The organism is Paenibacillus sp. NPDC058174, from assembly GCF_042883865.1.
Taxonomy (GTDB): Bacteria; Bacillota; Bacilli; order Paenibacillales; family Paenibacillaceae; genus Pristimantibacillus.
Genome location: NZ_JBHVUY010000012.1, coordinates 70,014 through 91,847 on the forward strand (window position 1 = coordinate 70,014; position 21,834 = coordinate 91,847).

20 protein-coding genes are annotated in these 21,834 nt (G+C 50.7%); 17 read left to right on the top strand and 3 right to left on the bottom strand.

Annotated features, from left to right (window positions below):
* Positions 1–72 precede the first annotated feature (72 nt).
* Positions 73–1,404, top strand: coding sequence for a PhoH family protein (locus ACFVVF_RS27990; RefSeq protein ID WP_387816420.1), 1,332 nt, complete (start codon positions 73–75; stop codon positions 1,402–1,404).
* A gap of 872 nt (positions 1,405–2,276) precedes the next feature.
* Positions 2,277–3,584 (top strand): ABC transporter substrate-binding protein, encoded by a 1,308-nt coding sequence (locus ACFVVF_RS27995; RefSeq protein WP_387816421.1) that lies wholly within the window; start codon positions 2,277–2,279, stop codon positions 3,582–3,584.
* Here the strand turns inward: ACFVVF_RS27995 and ACFVVF_RS28000 are convergent.
* On the bottom strand, positions 3,579–4,685 hold the full coding sequence (locus ACFVVF_RS28000) for a coiled-coil domain-containing protein (RefSeq protein WP_387816423.1): 1,107 nt from the start codon (positions 4,683–4,685) through the stop codon (positions 3,579–3,581). The genes ACFVVF_RS27995 and ACFVVF_RS28000 overlap by 6 nt on opposite strands.
* Before the next feature lie 143 nt (positions 4,686–4,828).
* Here ACFVVF_RS28000 and ACFVVF_RS28005 point away from each other — a divergent pair, with 143 nt between their 5' ends.
* On the top strand, positions 4,829–5,983 hold the full coding sequence (locus ACFVVF_RS28005) for a class I SAM-dependent methyltransferase (protein WP_387816425.1): 1,155 nt from the start codon (positions 4,829–4,831) through the stop codon (positions 5,981–5,983).
* Positions 5,984–6,060: 77 nt separating this feature from the next.
* Here ACFVVF_RS28005 and ACFVVF_RS28010 read toward each other — a convergent pair whose 3' ends face one another.
* Positions 6,061–6,297 carry a DUF2626 domain-containing protein gene (locus tag ACFVVF_RS28010; protein ID WP_387816427.1) on the bottom strand — a complete coding sequence of 79 codons (237 nt, stop codon included), beginning with the start codon at positions 6,295–6,297 and terminating at the stop codon, positions 6,061–6,063.
* Positions 6,298–6,563: 266 nt separating this feature from the next.
* On the opposite strand from ACFVVF_RS28010, the gene ACFVVF_RS28015 reads away from it, so the two are divergent.
* The 14 genes from ACFVVF_RS28015 (at position 6,564) to ACFVVF_RS28080 (ending at position 20,955) form a co-directional block, all read left to right on the top strand.
* The gene (locus tag ACFVVF_RS28015; protein WP_387816429.1) at positions 6,564–7,214 is read left to right on the top strand and encodes an RsfA family transcriptional regulator; all 651 of its coding nucleotides are present in this window, start codon (positions 6,564–6,566) and stop codon (positions 7,212–7,214) included.
* A gap of 126 nt (positions 7,215–7,340) precedes the next feature.
* The gene (locus tag ACFVVF_RS28020; RefSeq protein WP_387816431.1) at positions 7,341–8,318 is read left to right on the top strand and encodes a ketopantoate reductase family protein; all 978 of its coding nucleotides are present in this window, start codon (positions 7,341–7,343) and stop codon (positions 8,316–8,318) included.
* A gap of 19 nt (positions 8,319–8,337) precedes the next feature.
* Positions 8,338–8,733 (top strand): DUF3397 domain-containing protein, encoded by a 396-nt coding sequence (locus tag ACFVVF_RS28025; protein ID WP_387816433.1) that lies wholly within the window; start codon positions 8,338–8,340, stop codon positions 8,731–8,733.
* Between the two features lie 173 nt (positions 8,734–8,906).
* Positions 8,907–10,547: a bacillithiol biosynthesis cysteine-adding enzyme BshC gene (bshC, locus tag ACFVVF_RS28030; RefSeq protein ID WP_387816435.1), complete on the top strand. Its 1,641-nt coding sequence runs from the start codon at positions 8,907–8,909 to the stop codon at positions 10,545–10,547.
* 25 nt (positions 10,548–10,572) lie between these two features.
* Complete coding sequence (locus ACFVVF_RS28035; RefSeq protein ID WP_387816437.1) at positions 10,573–11,835, top strand: adenosylhomocysteinase; 1,263 nt, start codon at positions 10,573–10,575, stop codon at positions 11,833–11,835.
* A 160-nt stretch (positions 11,836–11,995) separates the two neighbouring features.
* Positions 11,996–13,189 carry an ornithine--oxo-acid transaminase gene (locus ACFVVF_RS28040; RefSeq protein ID WP_387816439.1) on the top strand — a complete coding sequence of 398 codons (1,194 nt, stop codon included), beginning with the start codon at positions 11,996–11,998 and terminating at the stop codon, positions 13,187–13,189.
* Positions 13,186–14,106 carry an arginase gene (locus ACFVVF_RS28045; RefSeq protein ID WP_387816441.1) on the top strand — a complete coding sequence of 307 codons (921 nt, stop codon included), beginning with the start codon at positions 13,186–13,188 and terminating at the stop codon, positions 14,104–14,106. Before ACFVVF_RS28040 ends, ACFVVF_RS28045 begins: the two co-directional genes overlap by 4 nt.
* Before the next feature lie 96 nt (positions 14,107–14,202).
* A complete protein-coding gene (locus tag ACFVVF_RS28050; protein ID WP_387816443.1) occupies positions 14,203–15,318 on the top strand; it encodes a DUF4349 domain-containing protein in 1,116 nt (371 codons plus the stop codon).
* Positions 15,319–15,472: 154 nt separating this feature from the next.
* Positions 15,473–15,910, top strand: coding sequence for a division/cell wall cluster transcriptional repressor MraZ (gene mraZ / locus ACFVVF_RS28055; protein ID WP_042159795.1), 438 nt, complete (start codon positions 15,473–15,475; stop codon positions 15,908–15,910).
* 30 nt (positions 15,911–15,940) lie between these two features.
* On the top strand, positions 15,941–16,891 hold the full coding sequence (rsmH, locus tag ACFVVF_RS28060) for a 16S rRNA (cytosine(1402)-N(4))-methyltransferase RsmH (protein ID WP_387816446.1): 951 nt from the start codon (positions 15,941–15,943) through the stop codon (positions 16,889–16,891).
* Positions 16,892–16,908: 17 nt separating this feature from the next.
* Positions 16,909–17,310: an FtsL-like putative cell division protein gene (locus ACFVVF_RS28065; RefSeq protein ID WP_387816448.1), complete on the top strand. Its 402-nt coding sequence runs from the start codon at positions 16,909–16,911 to the stop codon at positions 17,308–17,310.
* Positions 17,311–17,364: 54 nt separating this feature from the next.
* Complete coding sequence (locus ACFVVF_RS28070; RefSeq protein ID WP_387816450.1) at positions 17,365–19,599, top strand: penicillin-binding transpeptidase domain-containing protein; 2,235 nt, start codon at positions 17,365–17,367, stop codon at positions 19,597–19,599.
* A gap of 667 nt (positions 19,600–20,266) precedes the next feature.
* Positions 20,267–20,569 carry a transposase gene (locus tag ACFVVF_RS28075; RefSeq protein WP_387816452.1) on the top strand — a complete coding sequence of 101 codons (303 nt, stop codon included), beginning with the start codon at positions 20,267–20,269 and terminating at the stop codon, positions 20,567–20,569.
* Positions 20,570–20,619: 50 nt separating this feature from the next.
* The gene (locus tag ACFVVF_RS28080) at positions 20,620–20,955 is read left to right on the top strand and encodes a helix-turn-helix domain-containing protein (RefSeq protein ID WP_387816454.1); all 336 of its coding nucleotides are present in this window, start codon (positions 20,620–20,622) and stop codon (positions 20,953–20,955) included.
* A gap of 694 nt (positions 20,956–21,649) precedes the next feature.
* On the opposite strand, the gene ACFVVF_RS28085 is transcribed toward ACFVVF_RS28080, so the two are convergent.
* On the bottom strand, positions 21,650–21,834 hold a 185-nt coding region (locus ACFVVF_RS28085), incomplete at its 5' end, for a hypothetical protein (RefSeq protein WP_387816456.1).

Below are 21,834 nucleotides of genomic sequence, written 5' to 3' on the forward strand. Positions count from 1 at the left end.
CGTAGTGTACCCGCAGCCATGTATGGCTATGTATGCCTATTTCAATGAATGACCGACGCCGGGAGGGTTCTCATGAAAAAAATATTCGTGCTCGATACCAACGTACTGCTTCATGATCCGCAAGCGATCTACGCCTTCGATGATAATGAAATTATCATTCCCGCGGTGGTTCTAGAGGAGATCGACTCGAAGAAGAGACTGGCTGATGAATTAGGACGAAATGCGCGTTCTGTATCGCGATTGCTGGATAAAATGCGGGAGGCCGGACATCTGCATGAAGGCATTCAGCTTCCTGGAGGCGGATTGCTGAAGGTTGAGCTTAATCATCGCAGCTTCGTTAGGGTACAAGAGATGTTTGGGGAAATGTCCAACGACAACCGGATTTTGGCGGTAGCGCTTAATTATCATCTGGAGCAGCTGGAGCGTGAGGAAGCCAGCACCGTCGTGCTGGTCAGCAAGGATGTGCTCGTAAGGATTAAAGCCGACGTGCTTGGGCTGAAAGCACAGGATTACTTGTCTGACCGGACGATAACGAGCTCCGATTTCTATGCGGGCTATGCGACCTTGTTCGTACATCCGTCGGTAATTGACGAGTTTTACAGCTACCGGTTTTTGACTGTCAAAAACCTGCAATTGAACTCCAGGCTGAATCCCAATGAATTTATTATTTTACGTGATGAGATGGGGACCTCCAAATCCGCTTTGCTGAAGGTGAGCTCGGATGGAGTCAAGCTCGAACCGTTATTCCTCAGCAATGATCCCGTATGGGGAATCACGGCCCGCAATGCGCAGCAGAGAATGGCACTGGAGCTGCTGCTTAACGATGATGTCCCGCTCGTTACACTAACCGGCAAGGCCGGCACGGGCAAGACGCTGCTTGCCCTCGCGGCGGGTCTGCTGAAGGTGGAAGATGAGCATAAATACAAAAAACTGCTGATCGCAAGACCTGTCGTTCCGATGGGTAAAGATATCGGCTATCTTCCTGGCGAGAAGGAAGAAAAGCTGCGTCCGTGGATGCAGCCGATTTACGATAATTTGGAGTATTTATTTGATACGAAAAAATCGGGCGACATCGATAAAATATTGATGGGCCTTGGCAGTATACAGGTAGAAGCGTTGACTTATATAAGAGGACGCTCGATTCCGGGGCAATTTATCATTATTGACGAGGCACAAAACCTGACAAAGCATGAAGTGAAAACAATCGTCTCCCGGGTCGGCGAAGGCAGTAAAATCGTTCTAATGGGCGATCCGGAGCAGATCGACCATCCGTATTTGGATTCGATCAGCAATGGCCTCACTCACATTGTGGAGCACTTCAAGGCGGAGGGATTGAGCGGCCATATGACCCTCGAAAAAGGCGAACGCTCCAAGCTTGCCCAGCTCGCCGCCGACCTGCTCTAAAGCTTTAAGGGGCAAGCCGAAACTGGCTTGCCCCTTTTTTGTTTGTTATAGCTGGACTGCTGCTGCTTGCATGGTGGTTAAACAACTCGCTGCTAGACCAATGCCGCTACATAACCTATCAGGCCTTGTGAGCTTCGAATTATCGTAGTAACTTAAGTCGATTTGCAGGTGACAGTTTCGTATACCCTGACTTTCCAAGCAAATCTGAGCTTTCCGCACATTGTATACAAGTAACTAATGCAGTTTTTGTTAACGGATCGTCCCGTTTCGCGCGCTGGAGTAGCTTTTTGGCAAACAAAATGCAAAAGTACATTTTGATCGGCTCCAAACGACCATATTTCCGCTTCAAAATGCAAAAATACACTTTGATGAGCCCAATTTACGTGAAAACGGCGATTTTTGACCATTCGACATGCACTTTTACATTTTGAGGCGCTTCTCAGCCCATTTTTGGGCAATCAAAATGTACTTTTACATTTTGTAGTGTGGTACTTTCGTATGCTGTATGATTCTCACAAAAGCGAGTGCAGCGACTCGAGACTATCCTGACTTTTTGAAGATCCTTTCCAACTGCTAGCGCGAAGCGAGAGGCAGATTGGGATCAAGAACGGCAGGATAGTCCGAAGCGCGGAGCGAGCGGCGGTGCCGAAGCAAATTAGCAGGAACGGTCTTGAAACGTGTAGCCAGCTGCGCTGAGCGGAATCAAGAGGAAGATTGGGATCAAGAATGGCAGGATAGTCCGAAGCGCGGAGCGAGCGGCTGTGGCTCGGCAGACTAGCAGCAGCCGAGGAAATTGAGACTTTTTGGACAACATTTGGGAAAATTGTTATTATAGATCTAATCGTCTGGTTGAACCGGAAAGGAAGAAGTCTGTGTCTACAAGGAAATATTTGCTTGTTATCGCAGGAGCGGCATTGTTATCCGTCTTTTTATTCGTTCCGGACGTCAATCGCGGCGTTCCCTCAGCAGTAACCGATCCGAAAGGCGAGTCGGATATGACGCCGGAGGTTCGCGAGTACGCGGAGGAGGACCCGGAATCTATTGTTGTAACCGTTTCCATGAACCCGGAAGAGTACGAGCGGCTGCGCGTGGAAAACAATCGTTTTATGATGAAATATCCGAATATTAACGTTGAGCTTACTAATATTGAGCAAGAATCTGTTGCCCATGACGTTTGGGTGGAGCAGCTTCAGCTCGGAGAAGCGCCTGATGTTATGCTGATGAATAGCGGATGGGTGCAGGAGCTGGCTGTCAAAGGCTATTTGCTGCCGACAGACAGTCTGGGAACGGGTACGGGCGATCCTGCGCCTGACCAGCCTGTCCGGCTGCGCGCTCCGCTGCTGTGGAACAGCTATTTATGGGGCGTGCCGCTTGATACGAATCCTTCCATCATCGTATGGAATAAGTCGATGCTTGCTGCTGCCTCTTTGAAAGATCCGCCAAAGGACTGGGACAGCTTCAAGGAGCTTGCCGGGCAGGTGAAGGCTGCCGATCCTACGGCGGGTACGGTGGCGTTATACCCTGGAGGTTTGAATCAGCTGCTTTACTGGCTGGATGCTTGGGTGCCTAATAGCCAGGCGGATGCTGCTTATTTGCGCGGAGCCAATGAAGGCAGAAACGACAGGCTTAGATGGCTGGGCATGACGGAGAATCCAGGCGGTTTATTTCGCTTATCCAATAAGCTAACCCTCGGTTCGGAGCTTGAGTCGTTTCATCTGCTGTCGGCGGTCGTAAGCTGGTCGGAATATCGGGCGCTGCCGCAAGCGCAGCAAAATAAGCTCGTTATTGATCATAACGAGCCTAAGCATGTATGGATGGACAGCCGGAGTTATGTGGTCTCCTCCGGAACCAGCGTATCAGAGAGCGCTTTTGCTTGGGTTGCAGAAATGACGAGTGCCAACGTTCAGGAGCAAAATTACAAGCGGTTTGGCCGTCTGCCGGCGATTAATTCCTTGTATGAGAGAAACAGCTTCACCTCATCCGTCTCAGAGACGCCACCTTACTGGTGGCTGCCGCTTCTGAATGAAGACCCGATCGGCAAGCCTCCCGATCCGGAATGGCCGGAGCGGAAAGCCGGCTGGGAGGCGTTATGGCGGCAATATGCCATTGGCGCAATCGATATGGAAGCTTTTATCGGAGCGGTGCAGCAGGTGCAGGGTTCATCCGGCGAAAGCTTATAACGCGACCTTTAATTTGACGACGAGCTCGCCGTCCGTAATGTCTACAGCAGTTGCTTTCAAGAAAGAGATAATGAGTCCGGGATAAAAGCCGAGATCGAATTTGTCCTCTAAGGAGCGGCGGGTTGTATCTGGCAGCGCAAAGCCGTTGAACAGCAATTCATCAACGTGAAAAATAATGCCGTTCTGCGGTTCGTCTTCAACGGTGTAATGACCGGTGACGCTTATTTCCATACCGTCCTTATTTCCTTGTGCCGTTATTTTGCCCTCGGTAAATGTGAAAGAGAAATGTTCAAAGCGTTTATCCTGCTCCCGCAAAAAGGCGTTCAGAGCGTCCTGCGGCACTCGTAGCGTATAGTTGAACCCTTTGATTTCCAAGTAGTTTTTGTTATCCTGCACCCAGCCGGGAAGCTTCTGCATCGCTTTGGACAGCGCCCGGAAATAGTTTTCAACTTCCTCGACGCCTGCTGTTTCCCAATAGTCGGTCAACTCGCTCATCAGAAGCCTCAGACGATCAGCGTCGGAACGCCCTGCAAGCTCACCGTCAATCTGTTTCTCGAGTGCGAGCACGCGGTCTCTTTGCGTTTGCAGCCGGGTCTCCATCGTATTCAATTCTGTTTTTCTGGCATCCATTGCAGCATATTCATCCTTCAACCGGCGAACGCCGTCCAGATAGCTGTCGATAGCCAGTTTATCCTGGCTGAAAATAATTTCGATATAATCGAGAGAAGTCAGCCAGCTTTGCAGAGACCGGAACGTAAGCAGTGCGCGTATGAGTAAATCACGTTCTCCCATATAGTAGGCACGCAGCACTTTGCCTGCGGCTTCTCGTTTATCGGCGATAAGCAGTTCTTGTTCTCCAAGCTGTTTGTTCTTGAGCTTCATGTCTTGCTCCAGGGAAGCCTTTTGATCTTGGATGCGAGTAATTTCTTTGTCGATTTCAACGATAGACAAGCTTTTTTCCATTAGCTCCATCAACTGCTCGTCGCTAGTAGACGGGGAGAAAGATTCAGGAGCAGCCATTACGGGAAATTGCAGAATCATTAGCGAGACTATCATGAAGAAGATCAGGGCGATTTTGCCGCGAAATGCGTAATAAGCCACTTCCCGCCTCCTCTCTGACGATTGTCATGGCTTGGCCTGTACAGCAATCATTGTATGCGGCAGTTCCATCTATTATATCTTAAGCGGCTGGAAAGTTTAAGCATTTCAGCCGCTGCGGCGTTAATTGCGAGGAGGCTAATGGAATGATAAATAATCTAGCGCGCCGGATTGCGCAGCGGATTGCAGAACAGCCGGAGAAGGGCTGGAAGGATGACGGCCAAGGAAATAGACATCCGGTACGCTGCATTTCTTTTGCACAATACATGGAGTTCTGTCTCTATGATGAGGAAGAGGGCTATTACCGGTCGGGCGATGTTCGTGTTGGGCGCGAGGGTGATTTTTATACAAGCTCCTACATCGGCTCTGTCATGGCAGAGTGTCTGGCCGCTTCTATTGCCCGTTATTCCGCTTTCAAAGCCATAGAAGTATGGGAATGGGGGGCGGGCAGCGGCAGGTTGTCCAGGCAGCTCCTGGACGTCTGGGCGGGACATCCTGCAGAGCGTAGACCAATAAACTACGGAATTGTTGAGGATCATCCTGCCCATCGCATATCCGCGGCTGCACTTTGCAGCGAGCTTGTGATGGAATTGCTGCATCATCCTCTGCAAGTTATCGATTCGGATCAAGCGATGCGGCAGCGGCAGCTTAACCACAGAGGGGACAGTGTACTCGTCATCGCTAATGAATTACTGGATGCTTTTCCGGTGCACCGCGTTCAGATGTACTGCGGCGAACTAGTGGAATTAGGCGTATCGGTCTCGCCCGAAGGCGAGTTTCACTATGTCCGCATGCCGCTATCGGACAGCAGGCTGAGGAGCTGGCTGGAGCGGGACGGCGTGCGGTTGGCCGAAGGCCAGCAGACTGAATTGAATCTGGCTGCCGCAGAATGGCTGGGAGCGCTATATGAGCGCATTAGTCATGGGAGAGTCATCATCATGGATTACGGCCATGAAGCGGCCGAATATACGGCGCCGCATCGAATGAGAGGAACGCTGCTGTGCTACTCCAGGCATCAAGCGTCAGATGATCCGTTCCAGCGTATCGGGGAGCAGGATATAACGGCGCATGTTCCTTATACATCCGTTCGGAGAGCAGCGGCAGAGCAGGGCTGGAGGGAAGCGTTTTACGGCACGCAAAAACAGTTTCTCATCGACAACGGGGTGTTAGAGCTGCTGCAAAACGACGCGTCCAGCAATCCTTTCAGCGAGACGGCGAAGCGGAATCGGGCGGTTCGGCAGCTTTTGCTCAGCGACGGGATGAGCGAGACGTTTAAAGTGCTTATTTTGGATAAGGAATGAGGCTTTACAGCAGAAAAAAGGCGCGGCACCGGCTGGTGCTGCGCCTTTATTTTCATTTGTTAAACGTAAGGGTTTGCTTAGAAAGGCATACCCATTTTGAAAACGGTCCAGTAGGTAAATCCGATGAACGAAATGAACATATACCCCCAGAACATAAGTATGTACGTTCTCTCCGTAAAATTCAGATATCCCAAAAATACGAAAGCAACCGCTTGGGCGAAGAAAAGAAGCGCGAACTCAGTCATGTGGCCGGCAAAAGCCATGAGCCCGATCACAAGAGTCCAAAAACCGAGTACCCGATACATGCGTGCCATGAAAATATCCCCCCTTACATGAGCCCCGAATTTCTATTGTACATTATAACGTTTGGAGTAATCAGTGTAAACAAGCAAACGCCATCATTTGTTAATTATTTATATGTGTTTAGCTGTTTTCACCATCAGTTTGCACAATAAACGGAATCAATATGTATGAGTGAAAACAATTTTGGTTATACAAATTAGTATCCAATAGATTCTATGAACTCTACCAAGGGCATAGAGATAAAGTAAGCGCCTTTACGTTAGGAGGTTTTGGTCGCATGACAGCAGTCAGACAGGATGCGTGGAGTCCGGACGATGATCTTATTCTCGCCGAAGTTACACTACGCCATATTCGCGAAGGCAGTACCCAGCTAGCAGCGTTTGAAGAGGTCGGCGAACGAATCGGACGGACTTCCGCAGCATGCGGATTCCGTTGGAACAGCTGTGTCCGCAAACGTTATGAGGAAGCGATACAAATTGCAAAGCAGCAGCGCCAGAAACGGAACTATTTGAAAAAACAAGCAATTGTCGTTACTCCGCATGTCTCATCGATAGCCGTGTTTGAATCGGAGGAGAAAAGCTTCCGTCCCGATTCAGTGACGACGGAGGAAGGATTGTCCGTTGATTCGGTCATTCGTTTCTTGCGTCAATTCAAATCGACCTATCAGGACGTCAGCCGTCAAATCAAAGCATTCGAGAAGGAACTGAAAGAGAAAGACGACGAGCTGTATCGTCTTCGTGACGAGAATGAGAGATTGTCTAAGGAAGTCAACAGCGCGCAAACGGATTACCGGGCCGTCAATGACGATTATAAAACGTTAATCCAAATTATGGACCGCGCCCGCCGCCTTGCCGTGCTGACGCATGAGGAAGAGGCAAAACCGAGATTCAAAATGGATGCGAACGGCAATTTAGAGCGCATCGAATAGAATGGCATGTTAGTAAAGAAAGCGGACCATGCAGGGAACAATTCCCTGTGCGGTCCGCTTTCTTTTTTGCCCGAACGGTTCGGATTAGGTATGCTATACAAAAAAAGGTAGGGGAGACGAGGGCGATTGCGAATTGATATGGTTGGAGGGGGAGCGATCGGGCTGCTCTTTGCGGCTAGACTCGCGGCTGCCGGCGCTGCGGTCACTGTGTGGACAAGAACGGAAAGCCAGGCGGCTGCATTGACGGCTGTCGGCATTAGCTATCGGGATGGAGAGGAAGGCTCCCATCGCTTTCAGGCTCGCGTATCGGGCCGCTGCCTGACGAATTTGACGGAGTCTCTTGCTGAGAGCGAGCGGCCTGACGAGGAGCATTGGGTTGTACTGGCGGTTAAGCAGAGCCATTTAAATGAACAATTGCTTCTCAGGCTTGAGCGGTTAGTGAGCTCTGGAACTCGGATTTTATGTCTGCAAAATGGCGTCGGTCATATAGAGAAGCTTGCCGGGGCGGTGTCGGGTGCTTTGCTCTATGCCGGAGTGACAACGGAAGGCGCCAAGCGTTTTGGGGAGACAGGCGTTATTCATACGGGTCATGGCCAGCTTTTTTGGGGACCTATGCGCTTAAATGGAAGCGAATCGGACAAAAAGGGCGAAAAATCCCAAAATTTATGGATAAAAACGCTGGAATCGGCAGGATTCAGCGCAACGCTGTCGAATGACATGAATAGCCGCATTTATGAGAAATTGCTAATCAATGCGGTCATTAACCCGCTGACCGCTTTATATGACGTGACCAATGGCGAACTGCCGGCGAATCCGCAGCGCAAGCAGCTGATGCATGCGCTCTATGCGGAAACGGTGGAGATTTTAACTGCAGACGGCTTGGTGTTAGAGAGTGACGGCTGGCAGAAGGTTCTCGGCGTATGCCAGGCAACATTCGGCAACGTGTCGTCCATGCTGGCGGATGTCAGGGCGGGAAGAGTAACTGAAATCGAATGGATTAATGGCGGCGTCAGCCGCATCGCAGCAAGAATCGGATTGCGTTCTCCTTTGAATGACGCCATCTGCACGTTGGTCAGCCAACTGCAAGTTAACGAAAATTCATAAACAATCGAGGTGAACGGATATGGCATGGCTTTATGGCAGCATTACCTATTTATATGCATACTTGGCGGTCATACCGGTTATTCCGTTCTTCCTGGTCTTCTTGGGCTATAGCGCTTTAACAGGAGACAACAAGAAGGCGTTCCGCCTGGCGATGGACATTACGACGGCTTTGCTGATCGGGTGCGTAGCGGTCTTGTTCGACAATTTGTTCAATAGCCAATTTGGCTTATACGGCATCATTTTGTTTATGCTGATCGGCGGCGGACTGCTGGGCAACGCCCAGTTCAGGAAGCGGGGCAGCGTTGATGTAAAGCGGATATTCCGCACGGTTTGGCGGCTTGGCTTTTTCAGTATGAGCGTACTCTATCTGCTCTTGATGCTGGTTTCTATCGGGCATAAAATATTGTCTGCATAACGGCGTATGCCGCTGCAAGCGCTGGATCAAAATATATCGATGCGTACAGCCTTTCGGGAAGAGAGGCTGTATTTCTTTTTGACGTTTCCCATATCCTTTGTGTACAATCAATTTGTTAGTGGAAAGTAAAACTGCGTTATATTATGAATGATTCAGGAGGTACTGGCCGCGCTATGTCGACAGAAGTATACCATTTATCAAGCGCCCAGCCGTTAACAGAGGCGTATATACAGCAATCGGACGAGAGAATCGAATCGCTATTCGGCTATCATCCGGAGAAAGAGCAAGATTGGTCCAGACGCTCCAAGCGTCTTGAGAATACGGCATCAAGCCGGGTTGAATCCGTAGCGCTGGCAGAAGCTCTGCGCGATTACAATACGAAGTTTCAAACCGCGCCGGAAGCGCAAGCTTCAATCAACGCCATTGCTGAAGGGGCTCCGGTTATCGTCGGAGGTCAGCAAGCAGGCTTGTGGTCGGGTCCGCTGATGGTCGTACATAAAGCGGTATCGATCATCGGTGCTGCAAGATGGGCGACGAAGCAGCTTGGCAAAACCGTTGTTCCGGTCTTCTGGATTGCCGGTGAAGATCATGACTGGGACGAAGCCAATCACACATACGTGCTGACCGCGGAGCAGGAGCTGCGCAAGCTGTCTGTTCAACGTCCGGAAGGGGCTAGAACGTCCGTGAGCCGTACGGTCATTGCTGAGGAGACATGGAAGGAGCTGCTTGCTGAGCTGGAGCAATCGCTGCCGCATTCGGAGTTCAAGCCGGTCATGCTGGAGCAGCTGTCTCAAGCGGCAGAGCGCTCGCAGTCGCTGTCCGATTTATTCGCGGGCATTCTGACGACGCTGTTCGGCAAAGAAGGCTTAGTTGTGCTTGACGCCGATGATTCTGCGATCCGCAAGCTTGAGGCGCCGATGTTCCGCAAGCTGATCGAGCAGAATGATGAGCTGGAGCGGGCTTATACCGCGGCAGCCGACAAGGTGAAGGGCTTCGGTTATGAGCTGCAGGCAGATGTTGTGCCGGGCAGTGCTAATCTATTCGTTTTCCAAGCGGCGAACGGCAATGAACGGACGCTGCTGCATAAACTGGACGGGAAGTTTCAAGACCGCAAAGGCCAAGTCTCCCTGACGAAAGAGGAACTGCTGCAGTTGGCGGAGCAAGAGCCAGGGCAGCTTAGCAACAACGTGCTGACGAGACCGATCATGCAGGATTATTTGCTGCCGGTGCTCGGAACCGTTCTAGGACCTGGCGAGATTGCTTACTGGGCATTGACAGGCGGTGCATTCCGTCATCTGGATATGGAAATGCCAATCGTCGTACCGAGAATGTCGTTCACGCTCGTTGAAGGCACAGTAGCCAAACATATGGCGAAATACGGCTTGACGTTCGAGGATGTGGCTACCCGGTTTGATGAGAAGAAACAGCATTGGCTGACTGAGCAGGATCAGCTGTCTATTGACGAGCGGTTCGCCGCAGTCAAACAGTCGTTCAACGATATGTATGGCCCGCTGCTGGAGCTTGCTTCTTCGGTACAGCCAGGTCTGGCTAAGCTTGGGGAGACGAATCGTCAGAAGATCGTCGAACAGATCGAATATTTGGAATCGAAAACGAAGGATGCGCATAACAAGCAATATGAAGCGTCCATCCGCCAGCTTGACCGTATCGCTTTATCCTTGTGGCCTGCAGGCAAGCCGCAGGAACGGGTGTCCAATATGACGTCTTACTGGAACCGCTATGGCCTGACTTGGCTGGAAAAACTGCTTGAAGTGCCTTATGAGCGCACGGGCGGACATCAAATCGTATATTTATAAGGGAATACATGAGGGAGGCCGTGACATGACCGCGTTGGAAAACAGCATTATTCGCGATATCGCGCTCGCGCCGGAAGGTCATTTGAAAATTGACTGGGCAAGCGCACATATGCCGGTATTGAACCGGATTCGCGAGCAATTTGAGAAAGAGCAGCCGTTTAAAGGGCTTAAAGTAACGATTTCGCTTCACTTGGAGGCGAAAACCGCTTACCTGGCTAAAGTAGTTCAAGCAGGGGGAGCGGAAGTAACCATTACTGGCAGCAATCCGCTGTCGACGCAAGACGATGTATGTGCAGCGCTTGTGGAGGATGGCATTACGGTATTTGCCAAGTACAATCCGGAGCCTCAAGAGTTCAAGGAATTGAACATCAAGGCGCTGGAGTCGAAGCCGGATCTTATTATTGACGACGGCGGCGACTTGGCGACAATTCTGCATAATGACCGTCCGGATCTTCGGGTTAACCTTAGAGGCGGAGCGGAAGAAACGACTACAGGAATTATTCGTCTGAAAGCCATGCAAAAAGACGGTACGCTGCAATTTCCGATGGTTGCCGTCAATGACGCATTCTGCAAATATTTATTCGATAACCGTTATGGTACAGGGCAATCGGTATTTGACGGCATCAATCGTACGACGAACCTCGTCGTTGCAGGCAAAACCGTCGTAGTCGTCGGCTACGGCTGGTGCGGCAAAGGCGTTGCAATGCGGGCTAAAGGGCTCGGAGCCAACGTTGTCGTAACGGAGGTTGACGCAATTAAAGCGGTAGAAGCCTATATGGACGGCTTTACCGTTCTGCCGATGATTGAAGCAGCTAAAGTTGGTGAGTTCTTCGTTACGGTAACCGGCAACCGCGATTGCATTCGCGGCGAGCATTACGAAGTGATGAAAGACGGCGCGATCCTGTCGAATGCCGGCCACTTTGATGTTGAGTTCAACAAACCGGAGCTGGCTGCTCTGTCTTCGGATATTCGCAAGGTTCGCCACAATATCGAAGAATACAAGCTGAAGGACGGCCGCAGCATTTACGTGCTGGCTGAAGGCAGACTTGTTAACCTGGCAGCAGGCGACGGCCACCCGGCGGAAATTATGGACACGACTTTTGCGCTGCAGGCGCTTGGCCTGAAGTATGTCAACGAAAGCTACGCTTCGATTGGCAAGCAAGTGGTCAACGTTCCATATGAGCTTGATAATCAGGTTGCAAGCTTCAAGCTGGACTCGCTTGGCATTACGATCGACAAGCTCACTGATGAGCAAGTCGCTTATTTGGACAGCTGGAAAGAAGATTAATTGGTATGAAACCGGAAACCGCAGGCAAGGGAAACCTTGCTTTGCGGTTTTTTTGTATGTGCACTTTTTCGCATGAACAGTTGGATCAGACGGCGGAAAGCAGAAGACGGGAATGGGACGCGCAATGGCGGCCGTACAATGGATTAAGGAGGGATTTCTAATGAGGAGCTCCGTTGAAACGATACACTTGATGGATAAGTTCGGCGCCCGTAATTATAGTCCGCTTCCCGTCGTTATCGCCCGCGCCGAAGGCGTATGGGTTGAAGATCCTGAAGGCCGCCGTTATCTGGATATGCTGAGCGCTTATTCTGCGCTGAATCACGGTCATCGGCATCCGGCCGTCATTAAGGCATTGAAGGACCAGGCGGATAAAGTAACGCTCACCTCCAGAGCATTTCACAATGAGGAGCTGGGGCAGCTAAGTAAAAAGCTGGCCGCCTATACGGGCAAAGCCAAAATATTGGCGATGAATACCGGAGCGGAAGCGGTGGAGACCGCACTCAAGGCCGCTCGCCGCTGGGCTTACCGGGTGAAGGGAATTCCAGCTGATGCGGCGGAGATTATCGTATGCGAGGGCAATTTTCACGGCAGAACGATTACGATTACTTCCTTTTCCTCGGATGCCCCATACCGGGATGGCTTTGGTCCGTTTACACCAGGATTTAAGGTGATTCCCTACGGTGATATCGCAGCTCTGGAGCAGGCGATTACCGATCGTACGGCTGCTTTTTTGGTAGAGCCGGTTCAGGGCGAGGCTGGTGTTATTGTGCCCCCGGACGGCTATTTAAGGGAGGCCCGAGCCTTGTGCAAGAGCAAACAAGTTCTATTCATAGCCGATGAGATTCAGACCGGCTTTGGACGTACGGGCAAGCGATTTGCCTGCGACTGGGAAGGAGTTGAGCCCGATGCCTATATCGTTGGCAAAGCGCTTGGCGGCGGGGTCGTTCCGATATCGGCCGTTGCGGCAAGCAATGAGCTGCTTGGCGTCTTTGATCCCGGCTCCCACGGTTCGACGTTTGGCGGCAACCCGCTTGCTTGTGCGGTAGCTGTTGCTGCATTGACCGTTCTGGAGGAGGAAGGGCTCGCAGCCCGGTCGGAGCAGCTCGGTGCTTATTTCCGGCAAAGGCTTGAAGCAATCCGGCATGAGGACATTATCGAGGTGCGCGGCAGGGGACTGCTGCTTGGCGTGCAGCTTACGGTGCAAGCGAGAGCTTATTGCGAGGCGCTGTTTCGGATTGGCGTCCTATGCAAGGAAACGCATGATACGACCATCCGGTTTGCTCCTCCGCTTACAATCTCTCAAGAGGAGCTGGACTGGGGGCTGGAACGGATCGAGGAAGTGTTTCAATCATGAGAGATCTTTCCCTAATATCGGTCCCTTTTGGACTCGGCGCTGGTCGTGCGGGCAGTGAGCATGGTCCTGCGAAGCTGGGCGAGCTGGACTTGGCGGGTTCGCTGAAGGGGCATGGTTTGCGAGTTGGCGACGAGAGGGAGATTGACGTGGCATCCTTATTGCAGGCCATGAAGCCGGATACTGCGGCATATGCCGGAAAAGCCGGCGGCATGAAGCATGCGGCAGAGGTGCTAAGCGTTTGCAGAGCTATTGCCGAAGAGGGAGCTGCGGCTGCCGCTTCGGGTCATTTTCCGCTATTTATAGGGGGTGACCACAGCATTGCAATCGGATCGGTAGCGGGTCTAACAACAGCTTATGAACGGATGGGCATCATCTGGTTCGATGCGCATGCAGATTTAAATACGGAGACGACGAGCTTTACCGGCAATATGCATGGCATTTCGCTGGCCGTGGCGCTCGGATTGACCACAGTTACTATGAAGGATGTTCATAGGGCTGCCCGGCCGATTGCGCTGGAGCGGGCAGTACTCCTTGGTGCTCGAGATTTGGACCCGGCTGAGGAGCGCTTCATCCAGCAGTCGGGCTTGACTTATTTCAGCAAGGCGGATATTGACAGGCTTGGAATCGAAGAGACGGCAAAGCGGGCGCTGCGCATTGCCTGCAAGGATGCTGACGCGCTTCATCTCAGTTTTGATATTGACAGTGTTGATCCTGGTGAAGCGCCAGGTACGGGAACGCCGGTTGCCGGCGGCATCAGCAGCGAGGAGGCCCGGCTCGCCTTGCGTATTATCGGCGCTTCAGAATTGCTGTCCTCTGCCGATTTCGTAGAGCTGAACCCGCTGCTGGATCAAGGTGAACGAACTTCCAGGCTGATGCACTCGCTAATTGCGGAACTGCTGCTCAGTCATTCAAGTTAATATCATGCAATCAATCGATCAGGAAACCCCTAGCTGAAGTTGCAACTTTTGGAAGGTGCATCCGTCTAAAGGTTATTAACTAAAGGGGGATTGCAGATGCGTAGATTAAATAGGCTGCATCTAGTTCTGCTTGCAATCATCATGGTCGCAGCGGTCATAAGCGGCTGCTCTTCATCAAGTAAAGATAGCAACACGGCCAGCTCACAAGCGTTGTCAAGAAATGAAAAGGCTATGGTGCAGCAAGAAACGCCGGCAGAGGATGGTGAAGTAAGCGGCCTTAAGAAATTCTCGGGGGCGGAATCGGCGGCTTCATCCGAAATGGGAGAAACGAGCGGTTCCATCGGTAATATCGGAGTTGGCAATTCGGGCGGGCAGGAAGCTTTTAACCAGAAGCTCATTTACAAAGCTAATCTTTCAATGGAAGTCAGTGCATACGAAGAGGCTGTTACGCAGCTGCGAACGGCGATTCACCAGAGCGGCGGTTACATTCTTCAATTTCAAGACGGTCAATATCACAATGAAAAAGGTTCAACCTATACGATAAAAGTGCCATCATCCGCCTTTATGTCCTTTATCGACCGGCTGGACGGCATTAAGCATACCCGGTTTGAGAGGCAGCTGGGCGCAACCGATGTAACAGAGGAATACGTGGATCTGGAGTCCCGGCTTAAGGCGAAGCAGGTTGTAGAAGAACGGCTGCTTGGGTTTATTGATAAGGCCGAAAGGGCGGATGATCTCGTTAAATTTTCACAGCAGCTGTCTGTTGTCCAGGAGGAAATCGAGCAAATAAAAGGGCGGGTTCGCTATTTGGACCGCAATGTGGCTTTTTCAACGATTGAGCTTCGGTTGTACCAGCCTTCGTCTGCAGCCATGGCTAACACGGGAAAAACGTTAGGCGCGAAGATGTCTTCCGCGTTAAACGGAAGCTTTAAAGGACTGATGACGTTTCTGGAAGGCTTGCTGATCTTTTTGTCCGGCGCGCTTCCGGTGCTTGTATTTCTCGCCATTATCGGAGGAGCGGTTTACGCGATTTACCGCAGAATTAAGAAGCGGAAAAGCAGCTTTTATAATGGGGATAGTGGAAAGCAAGATGGAAGCAGCAGCGGGAACAGTCCACAAGCTGCGGCTGTGCAATCTGATCTCGAACCCGTTTTGCGGCCTCAAGAAGCGCCTATTCAGGGGCAATCTGTGGATAAAGAAGATAAATTATAATCGGCAATACGCTTCAGCTGTTGATAAGTGAAAATTTTATTCTAAAATCCTGCTCATAGAGCAGGATTTTTATTTTAGGTGGCGAACTATTGTATCTGAGTGGGGAAAAGTGGGGCGAAGTGGAGGATTTGGGGGAGAGGGTGGAGACGGCCGTATGTTTATGGGTGAATATCAACATAGCATTGACGAAAAGGGCCGTATTATTATCCCTTCCAAATTCAGGGAATCGCTTGGCGCCTCCTTTATCGCAACCCGCGGACTTGACAACTGCCTGTTTGTATATCCGCTTAGTGAATGGAGCGTCCTGGAGCAGAAGCTCAAGACGCTGCCGCTCATGAAATCGGATGCCCGCGCATTTACCCGTTTCTTCTTCTCAGGGGCGACGGAATGCGAGCTGGACAAACAGGGAAGGGTAAACTTACCGGCGCATCTGCGCGAATACGCGAAGCTGGACAAGGACTGCATGGTTCTCGGTGTATCCGGCCGCGTAGAAATTTGGAGCAAGCAGACTTGGGACGGGTACTACGAGCAGTCCGAGCAGACCTTTAATGAAATTGCCGAGAAATTGGTCGATTTCGATTTCAACTTCTAGTACGGACAACAAGAATGGGAGGAAAATCGCGTGTTTCAGCATATTACAGTTCTTTTGGAAGAAGCGGTTGAAGGCTTGAACATCAAGCCAAACGGCATTTACGTCGATTGCACGCTTGGGGGCGCGGGGCATAGCGGATTAATAGCTTCCCGGCTCGGCGACGGAGGCCGTTTGATCGCATTCGACCAAGATGACGCGGCGCTGAATAACGCTAAGGTTAAGCTTTCTCCCTATATGGATAAAGTAACGCTGGTTAAAAGTAATTTCCGTTATTTGGAAGAGAAGCTGCTTGAATGCGGTGTGCCGACGAAAGATGGCGTTCCGCAGGTTGACGGCATATTGTTTGACCTTGGCGTATCCAGCCCACAACTAGACGAAGCCGATCGCGGCTTCAGCTACAACCATGATGCTCCGCTAGATATGCGAATGGATCAAGGGGGCGCTCTAACCGCTTATGATATCGTCAATAGCTGGGATGAGCGTGAAATCTCCCGTATTCTAAGCCATTATGGCGAGGAGAAGTTTGCCAGATCAATCGCCCGCAAAATCATACAGGCGCGTGAAAACGCTCCAGTAGAGACGACGGGAGAGCTTGCCGAGCTGATCAAAAGCGGCATACCGGCAGCGGCCAGACGGACAGGCGGGCATCCCGCCAAGCGTTCGTTCCAGGCGCTGCGCATTGCCGTCAACGATGAGCTTGGCGCAGAAGAAACCGCGTTGGAACAGACGATCAGATGTCTCGCTCCTGAGGGACGGGCGTCAGTCATTACGTTCCATTCGCTAGAGGACCGGATTTGCAAGCAATTATTTGCGAAATATGTTGAAAAATGCACTTGTCCGCCGGATTTTCCGATGTGTGTATGCGGCGGCACAGGAACGCTGCGGTTAGTTAACCGCAAGCCGATTGTTCCAAGCGAGCAGGAGCTGGAGTTAAATCCGCGCGCTCGTTCGGCCAAGCTGCGTGTCGCAGAAAAATTGTGATTTAGGGGGTTCTCGCATTGTCTTACATTAACGGTAACTTGGCTATGCAGCCAAAGCGCAAACCGGAAGAGCGGCAAACCGTCCGCGAAACAAAGCGCGTCGTCGTCAAGCGCAAGACGCTTCCGACTCAGGAAAAGCTGCTGTATATGTTTTCGGTCGTCGTGCTCGTTATCGTGCTTGGACTCATCCTGGTCCGTCAGTCTCAAATCTACGGGATGCGTGTCGAAATCAAGCAAATAACTAACGAATATGAATCGATGAACATTGAAATGAAAGAGCTGACCAAGCAGGTAGAGATGCTCTCCGACAAAGAGAGGATTCGCAAGCTGGCAGAAGAGCGGGGCATGACGGCTACGGAACAGCCCGGCATTACGGTGAATCCGGGTGTGGATGATACCGAGTCTGCCTTGCGGAACTAGGTGACCGCTATGATCAAACGAATTCGATTAAGGACATTGCTGTTTGGAGGGATAATGACCCTCCTTTTTGTCATTCTTTTAAGCCGGGTCTATTGGGTGCAGGTTGTCAAGGGCGATTTCTGGTATGACATGGCCAAAACAAGATGGTCAACCGAAGAGAAGCTTTACGCCAAGAGGGGGACAATTACGGATCGGGAAGGCACTATTCTGGCAATGGATACTCTCGCCTATAACGTCTCGGTAAATCCAAAGTTGATTAACAGTTTGGATATTGCCGAGGAGGTGGCGAAAGGGCTGCATACTCTCTTGGGTAAGCCGGAGGCTGAGCTATACAAGCTCGTTACCGCCCAAAAGGAAGGAACCGATGAATATTTCGTTTATCGGTCGGTTGGCCGGGAAGGGCTGAAGATTGATAAAGAGCTTGCGGATAAAATAAAGGCGTTCAGCGATGAGCTGGCCGAAAAGCATGGGATCAAAAATAAAGATGTAGGCATTCATCTTGCGAATGATACCAAGCGATATTATCCGAAAAATATGCTGGCTTCGCAGCTTCTAGGCTATATCGATCTGCAAGGCCAGGCGAAGACGGGCATTGAAGCTTTTCTCGACGAAAAGCTGAGAGGCGAGGACGGCAACATTATTTACGAGAAAGACGGCAAACGGGTAGAGCTTGCAAACGGAGAAATCTCTTACAAGCCGGCTAGAGACGGACAGGACATTACGCTGACGATCGATGCCGAAATTCAACGTTACCTCGAAGAAGCCCTTAAGGGAATCGTGGATCAATATCATCCGAAGACGGTAACGGCTGTAGCAGCTGATCCGAAAACGATGGAAATTTTGGCGATGGCGCAAATGCCGACGTACAATCCGAACATCTATTGGAAAAGCGATTATGAGAATGCGTATAACCACTCCATCAAATCGCTTTACGAGCCGGGCTCCACATTCAAAATCGTGACGCTGGCGGCGGCTGTGGAAGAAGGGCTTTTTAATCCAAATGCCACCTACAAGTCAGGCTCTATCAACATACCGCGCAGTAAGCCGGTTAACGATATCAATAAAGTCGGCTGGGGTACAATCAGTTACTTGGACGGACTGAAGCACTCCAGTAACGTTGCATTCGTTAAGCTGGGGCTGGAACAGCTCGGCGGCGAGAAGCTGGTCGACTATATTAACCGCTTTGGCTTTGGCCAGAAGACCGGTATTGCGCTTGGCGGGGAAGCATCAGGGAAGATCAATATTAATTTGAACCGGCCAAGTGATATTGCCCGGGCATCCTTCGGTCAAGGGGAAGTACAAGTAACGGCGATTCAGCAGGTGGCTGCTGTGGCTGCTGTTGCGAACGGCGGCAAGCTGCTGCAGCCGCAAATTATTAAACAAATTTATGACCCGGCTACTAAGACGACTCAGAAGTTTGAGCCGAAGCTTGTCCGCCAAGTCATTTCTCCAGAATCGTCTAAGAAAGTAGGCGAATATCTGGAGCAGGTCGTATCCGACAAAGCGATCGGTACAGGTAAAAATGCTTATATCGAAGGTTATCGGGTAGCGGGTAAAACCGGTACGGCGCAAAAGGTTGTCAACGGCGTCTACTCCAAAACAAAATTCGTCGTTTCTTTTATCGGATATGCGCCGGTTGAAGATCCCAAAATCGTGCTGTATATCGTTGTCGATGAGCCAAACAACTCGCTTGTAGGCGGCGGTACGGTTGCGGCTCCTGCTTTCAAAGAGGTCGTCTCCAAAACGCTGCGTCACTACGGTATAGCGCCTAGCGTTAAGCTGGAAGATGAGCCGAAGAAAAAAGATGCGCTCACCGCTCCCGATATGAGATCGCAGACTGTGGCGCAAGCCAAGGCGCTGCTTAAGGCCAAGGACCTCGACTACGAGATTGTAGGCAGCGGTTCATCCGTCCTTCAGCAAATTCCGGCGAACGGGACTGTTATTAACCCGTCGCAACGAATCTATTTAATTACGGAGCAGCGGGACAAGCTCAAAATTCCGGATTTAACCGGTCTGTCGCTACGGGATGCGCTGGAAGTGTCCTCCGTACTGAATATCCGCCTAATTGTTGAGGGACAGGGGTATGTCATTTCTCAGCAGGAGGAAGTGATAAAAGGCGAGCGCCACTTGCGGCTTAAGCTGCAGCCTCCTGAGGGAGCAGAGGCAATCGTCTCTGGAGATGGTTCGGGCGACAGCTCTAACGGTACAGCCGGAGACAATGAAAATGCAGGCTCCTCGGATGGAGAGGGCTCTGAATCTGATTCTGCCTCTAACGAGCCAATTGATTGACCGGCATTCGCTTTTTCGAGAACCCCCTGTTTATTACAAATACAGGGGTTCTCTTTGTTTACGGGGCTTGGTTGCGGTTGGAGTTGGGGTTACGGTGGGGATTGCGCGGGGCAGCTCGCAGTAGGGATTGTAACTGTGATGCTGTATGACGGCTGCTGATTGAAGCGTATATGTAACCTCGATGTGCCGGAGTGAGCAGAGTTGGCCGTAGTTTGCGCAATGGTGGCTGTATGTACTTGAGTAGCATAGATTTGAATCGCCTAGGGGCTTGGGCGATCCGTCAGCCGCTACAAAATGCAAAAATACATTTTGATAGCCGCAAAAAGTGCGTTTTTCCGCCTCAAAATGCAAAAGTGCAGTTTGATCGGCCGAATTTGCTCAAAATCGGCTGAAATGACCGATTCGACATGCAGATTTGCATTTTGATCGGCTTTTCGGCTGCAAAACGCCAAAACAAAATGTATTTTTGCATTTGGAATGCTGCGGCTGCATCAGCGGGGGCAGTATCTCTGGTTTTGGTCTCGTTCTGAGGTAGCTGGCATTCGCGCAGCGTAGTGACTTTTCCGCCGAAAAAGGAAGATTTTTAATATATTTTATCTTAACCTCTATATTGATTTGGAGTACTTCTTTACTACAAAACACAATCGTATAAAGGAGGGCGTTTCGTATGGAAGAAGAAGTTAAGCTTAAAGTAGTAAGAGAAGCATCGTCTGGTGTAAAGGTGGGCGTTCTGGCCAGAAAATACGACATTCATGAGGAAACTATTCGTCAATGGGTCCGTGAATACCGGGACGAAACGGGCAAACATGATAAGCCAGATGAAACCCTACAAGAAGTGCTTCGTCTACGAGAAGTTGAAGAAAAATATAATAAAATTAATGCCCTTATCCGAGAAAAGGAGCTCGAAAATGAAATTTTTCGTGAATTGCTAAAAAAAGTGAACCCTGCTTATCGACCAGATTCGAAATAGCAAACGAGTTTATCGGTAAGCAGGGAGCCGCCGCCGCATTTGTCCTGAGAGTGCTCGGTATCGCAGAATCCACCTATTACGATCGAAAAAAACGAGAAGCATCCAAAGCGGATCCCAGCGAGAAATCTCAATCTACAACTACAGTCCGCAGAGGACGTTCCAATACAGAGTATTCCTTGACGAAAGAAGGACGTAAGATCAGCAATGAGCAGATCAAAGGCTGGTTGCTTGAGCTCGTTGAAGGGGAAGGACGCGAGTATGGCTATAAACGTCTGATGCTTTGTCTAAGGGACAGACATCAGCTTGTATTGGGGAAAAAGAAGGCTTATCGGCTTTGTAAAGAACTTCAGATTCTACGTGTGCAGCGGGCAGTGAAAACAAAGTAGCCTCGTTCTTTTTTAAAATGCAAAAATACATTTTGATAGCCGCAAAAAGTGCGTTTTTCCGCTTCAAAATGTAAAAGTGCATTTTGATCAGCCGAATTTGCTCAAAATCGGCTGAAATGACCGATTCGACATGCAGATTTGCATTTTGATCGGCTTTTCGGCTGCAAAACGCCAAAACAAAATGTATTTTTGCATTTGGAATGCTGCGGCTGCATCAGTAGAGACTGTATCTCTGGTTTTGGTCTCGTTCTGAGGTAGCTGACATTCTCGCAGCATAACGATGTTATGCTTTGTTTTTGGTCTTGAACGGCACACGGTGATCAGTCATACGTTGCCGGTCAAAAAAGTATCAGCGAAACGAAGGCCGAGCCCGCTCTGACTTTTCGCAGGTTCACTCCATCAATCGCAGCAGCGATTGCATGGAACCAAGAACGGCAGAGCGGGCCGGCTTCGCGCCGTGCTGCTTTGCTCTTGCTCCTATGTTTAAAGAGCATCAGCGAAGCGAAAGCCGAGCCTGTTCTGACTTTTCGCAGGTTCACTCCATCAATCGCAGCAGCGATTGCATGGAACCAAGAACGGCAGAGCGGGCCGGTATTCGCGCAGCGCTGCATTGCTCTTGCCCCTGCCCCTGTGTTTAAAGTGCATCAGCGAAGCGAAAGCCGAGCCCGTCCTGACTTTTCGCAGATTCACTCCATCAATCGCAGCAGCGATTGAATCGAATCAAGAACGGCAGAACGGGCCGGTATTCGCGCCGTGCTGCTTTGCTCTTGCCCCTATGTTTAAAGAGCATCAGCGAAGCGAAAGCCGAGCCCGCTCTGACTTTTCGCAGGTTCACTCCATCAATCGCAGCAGCGATTGCATGGAACCAAGAACGGCAGA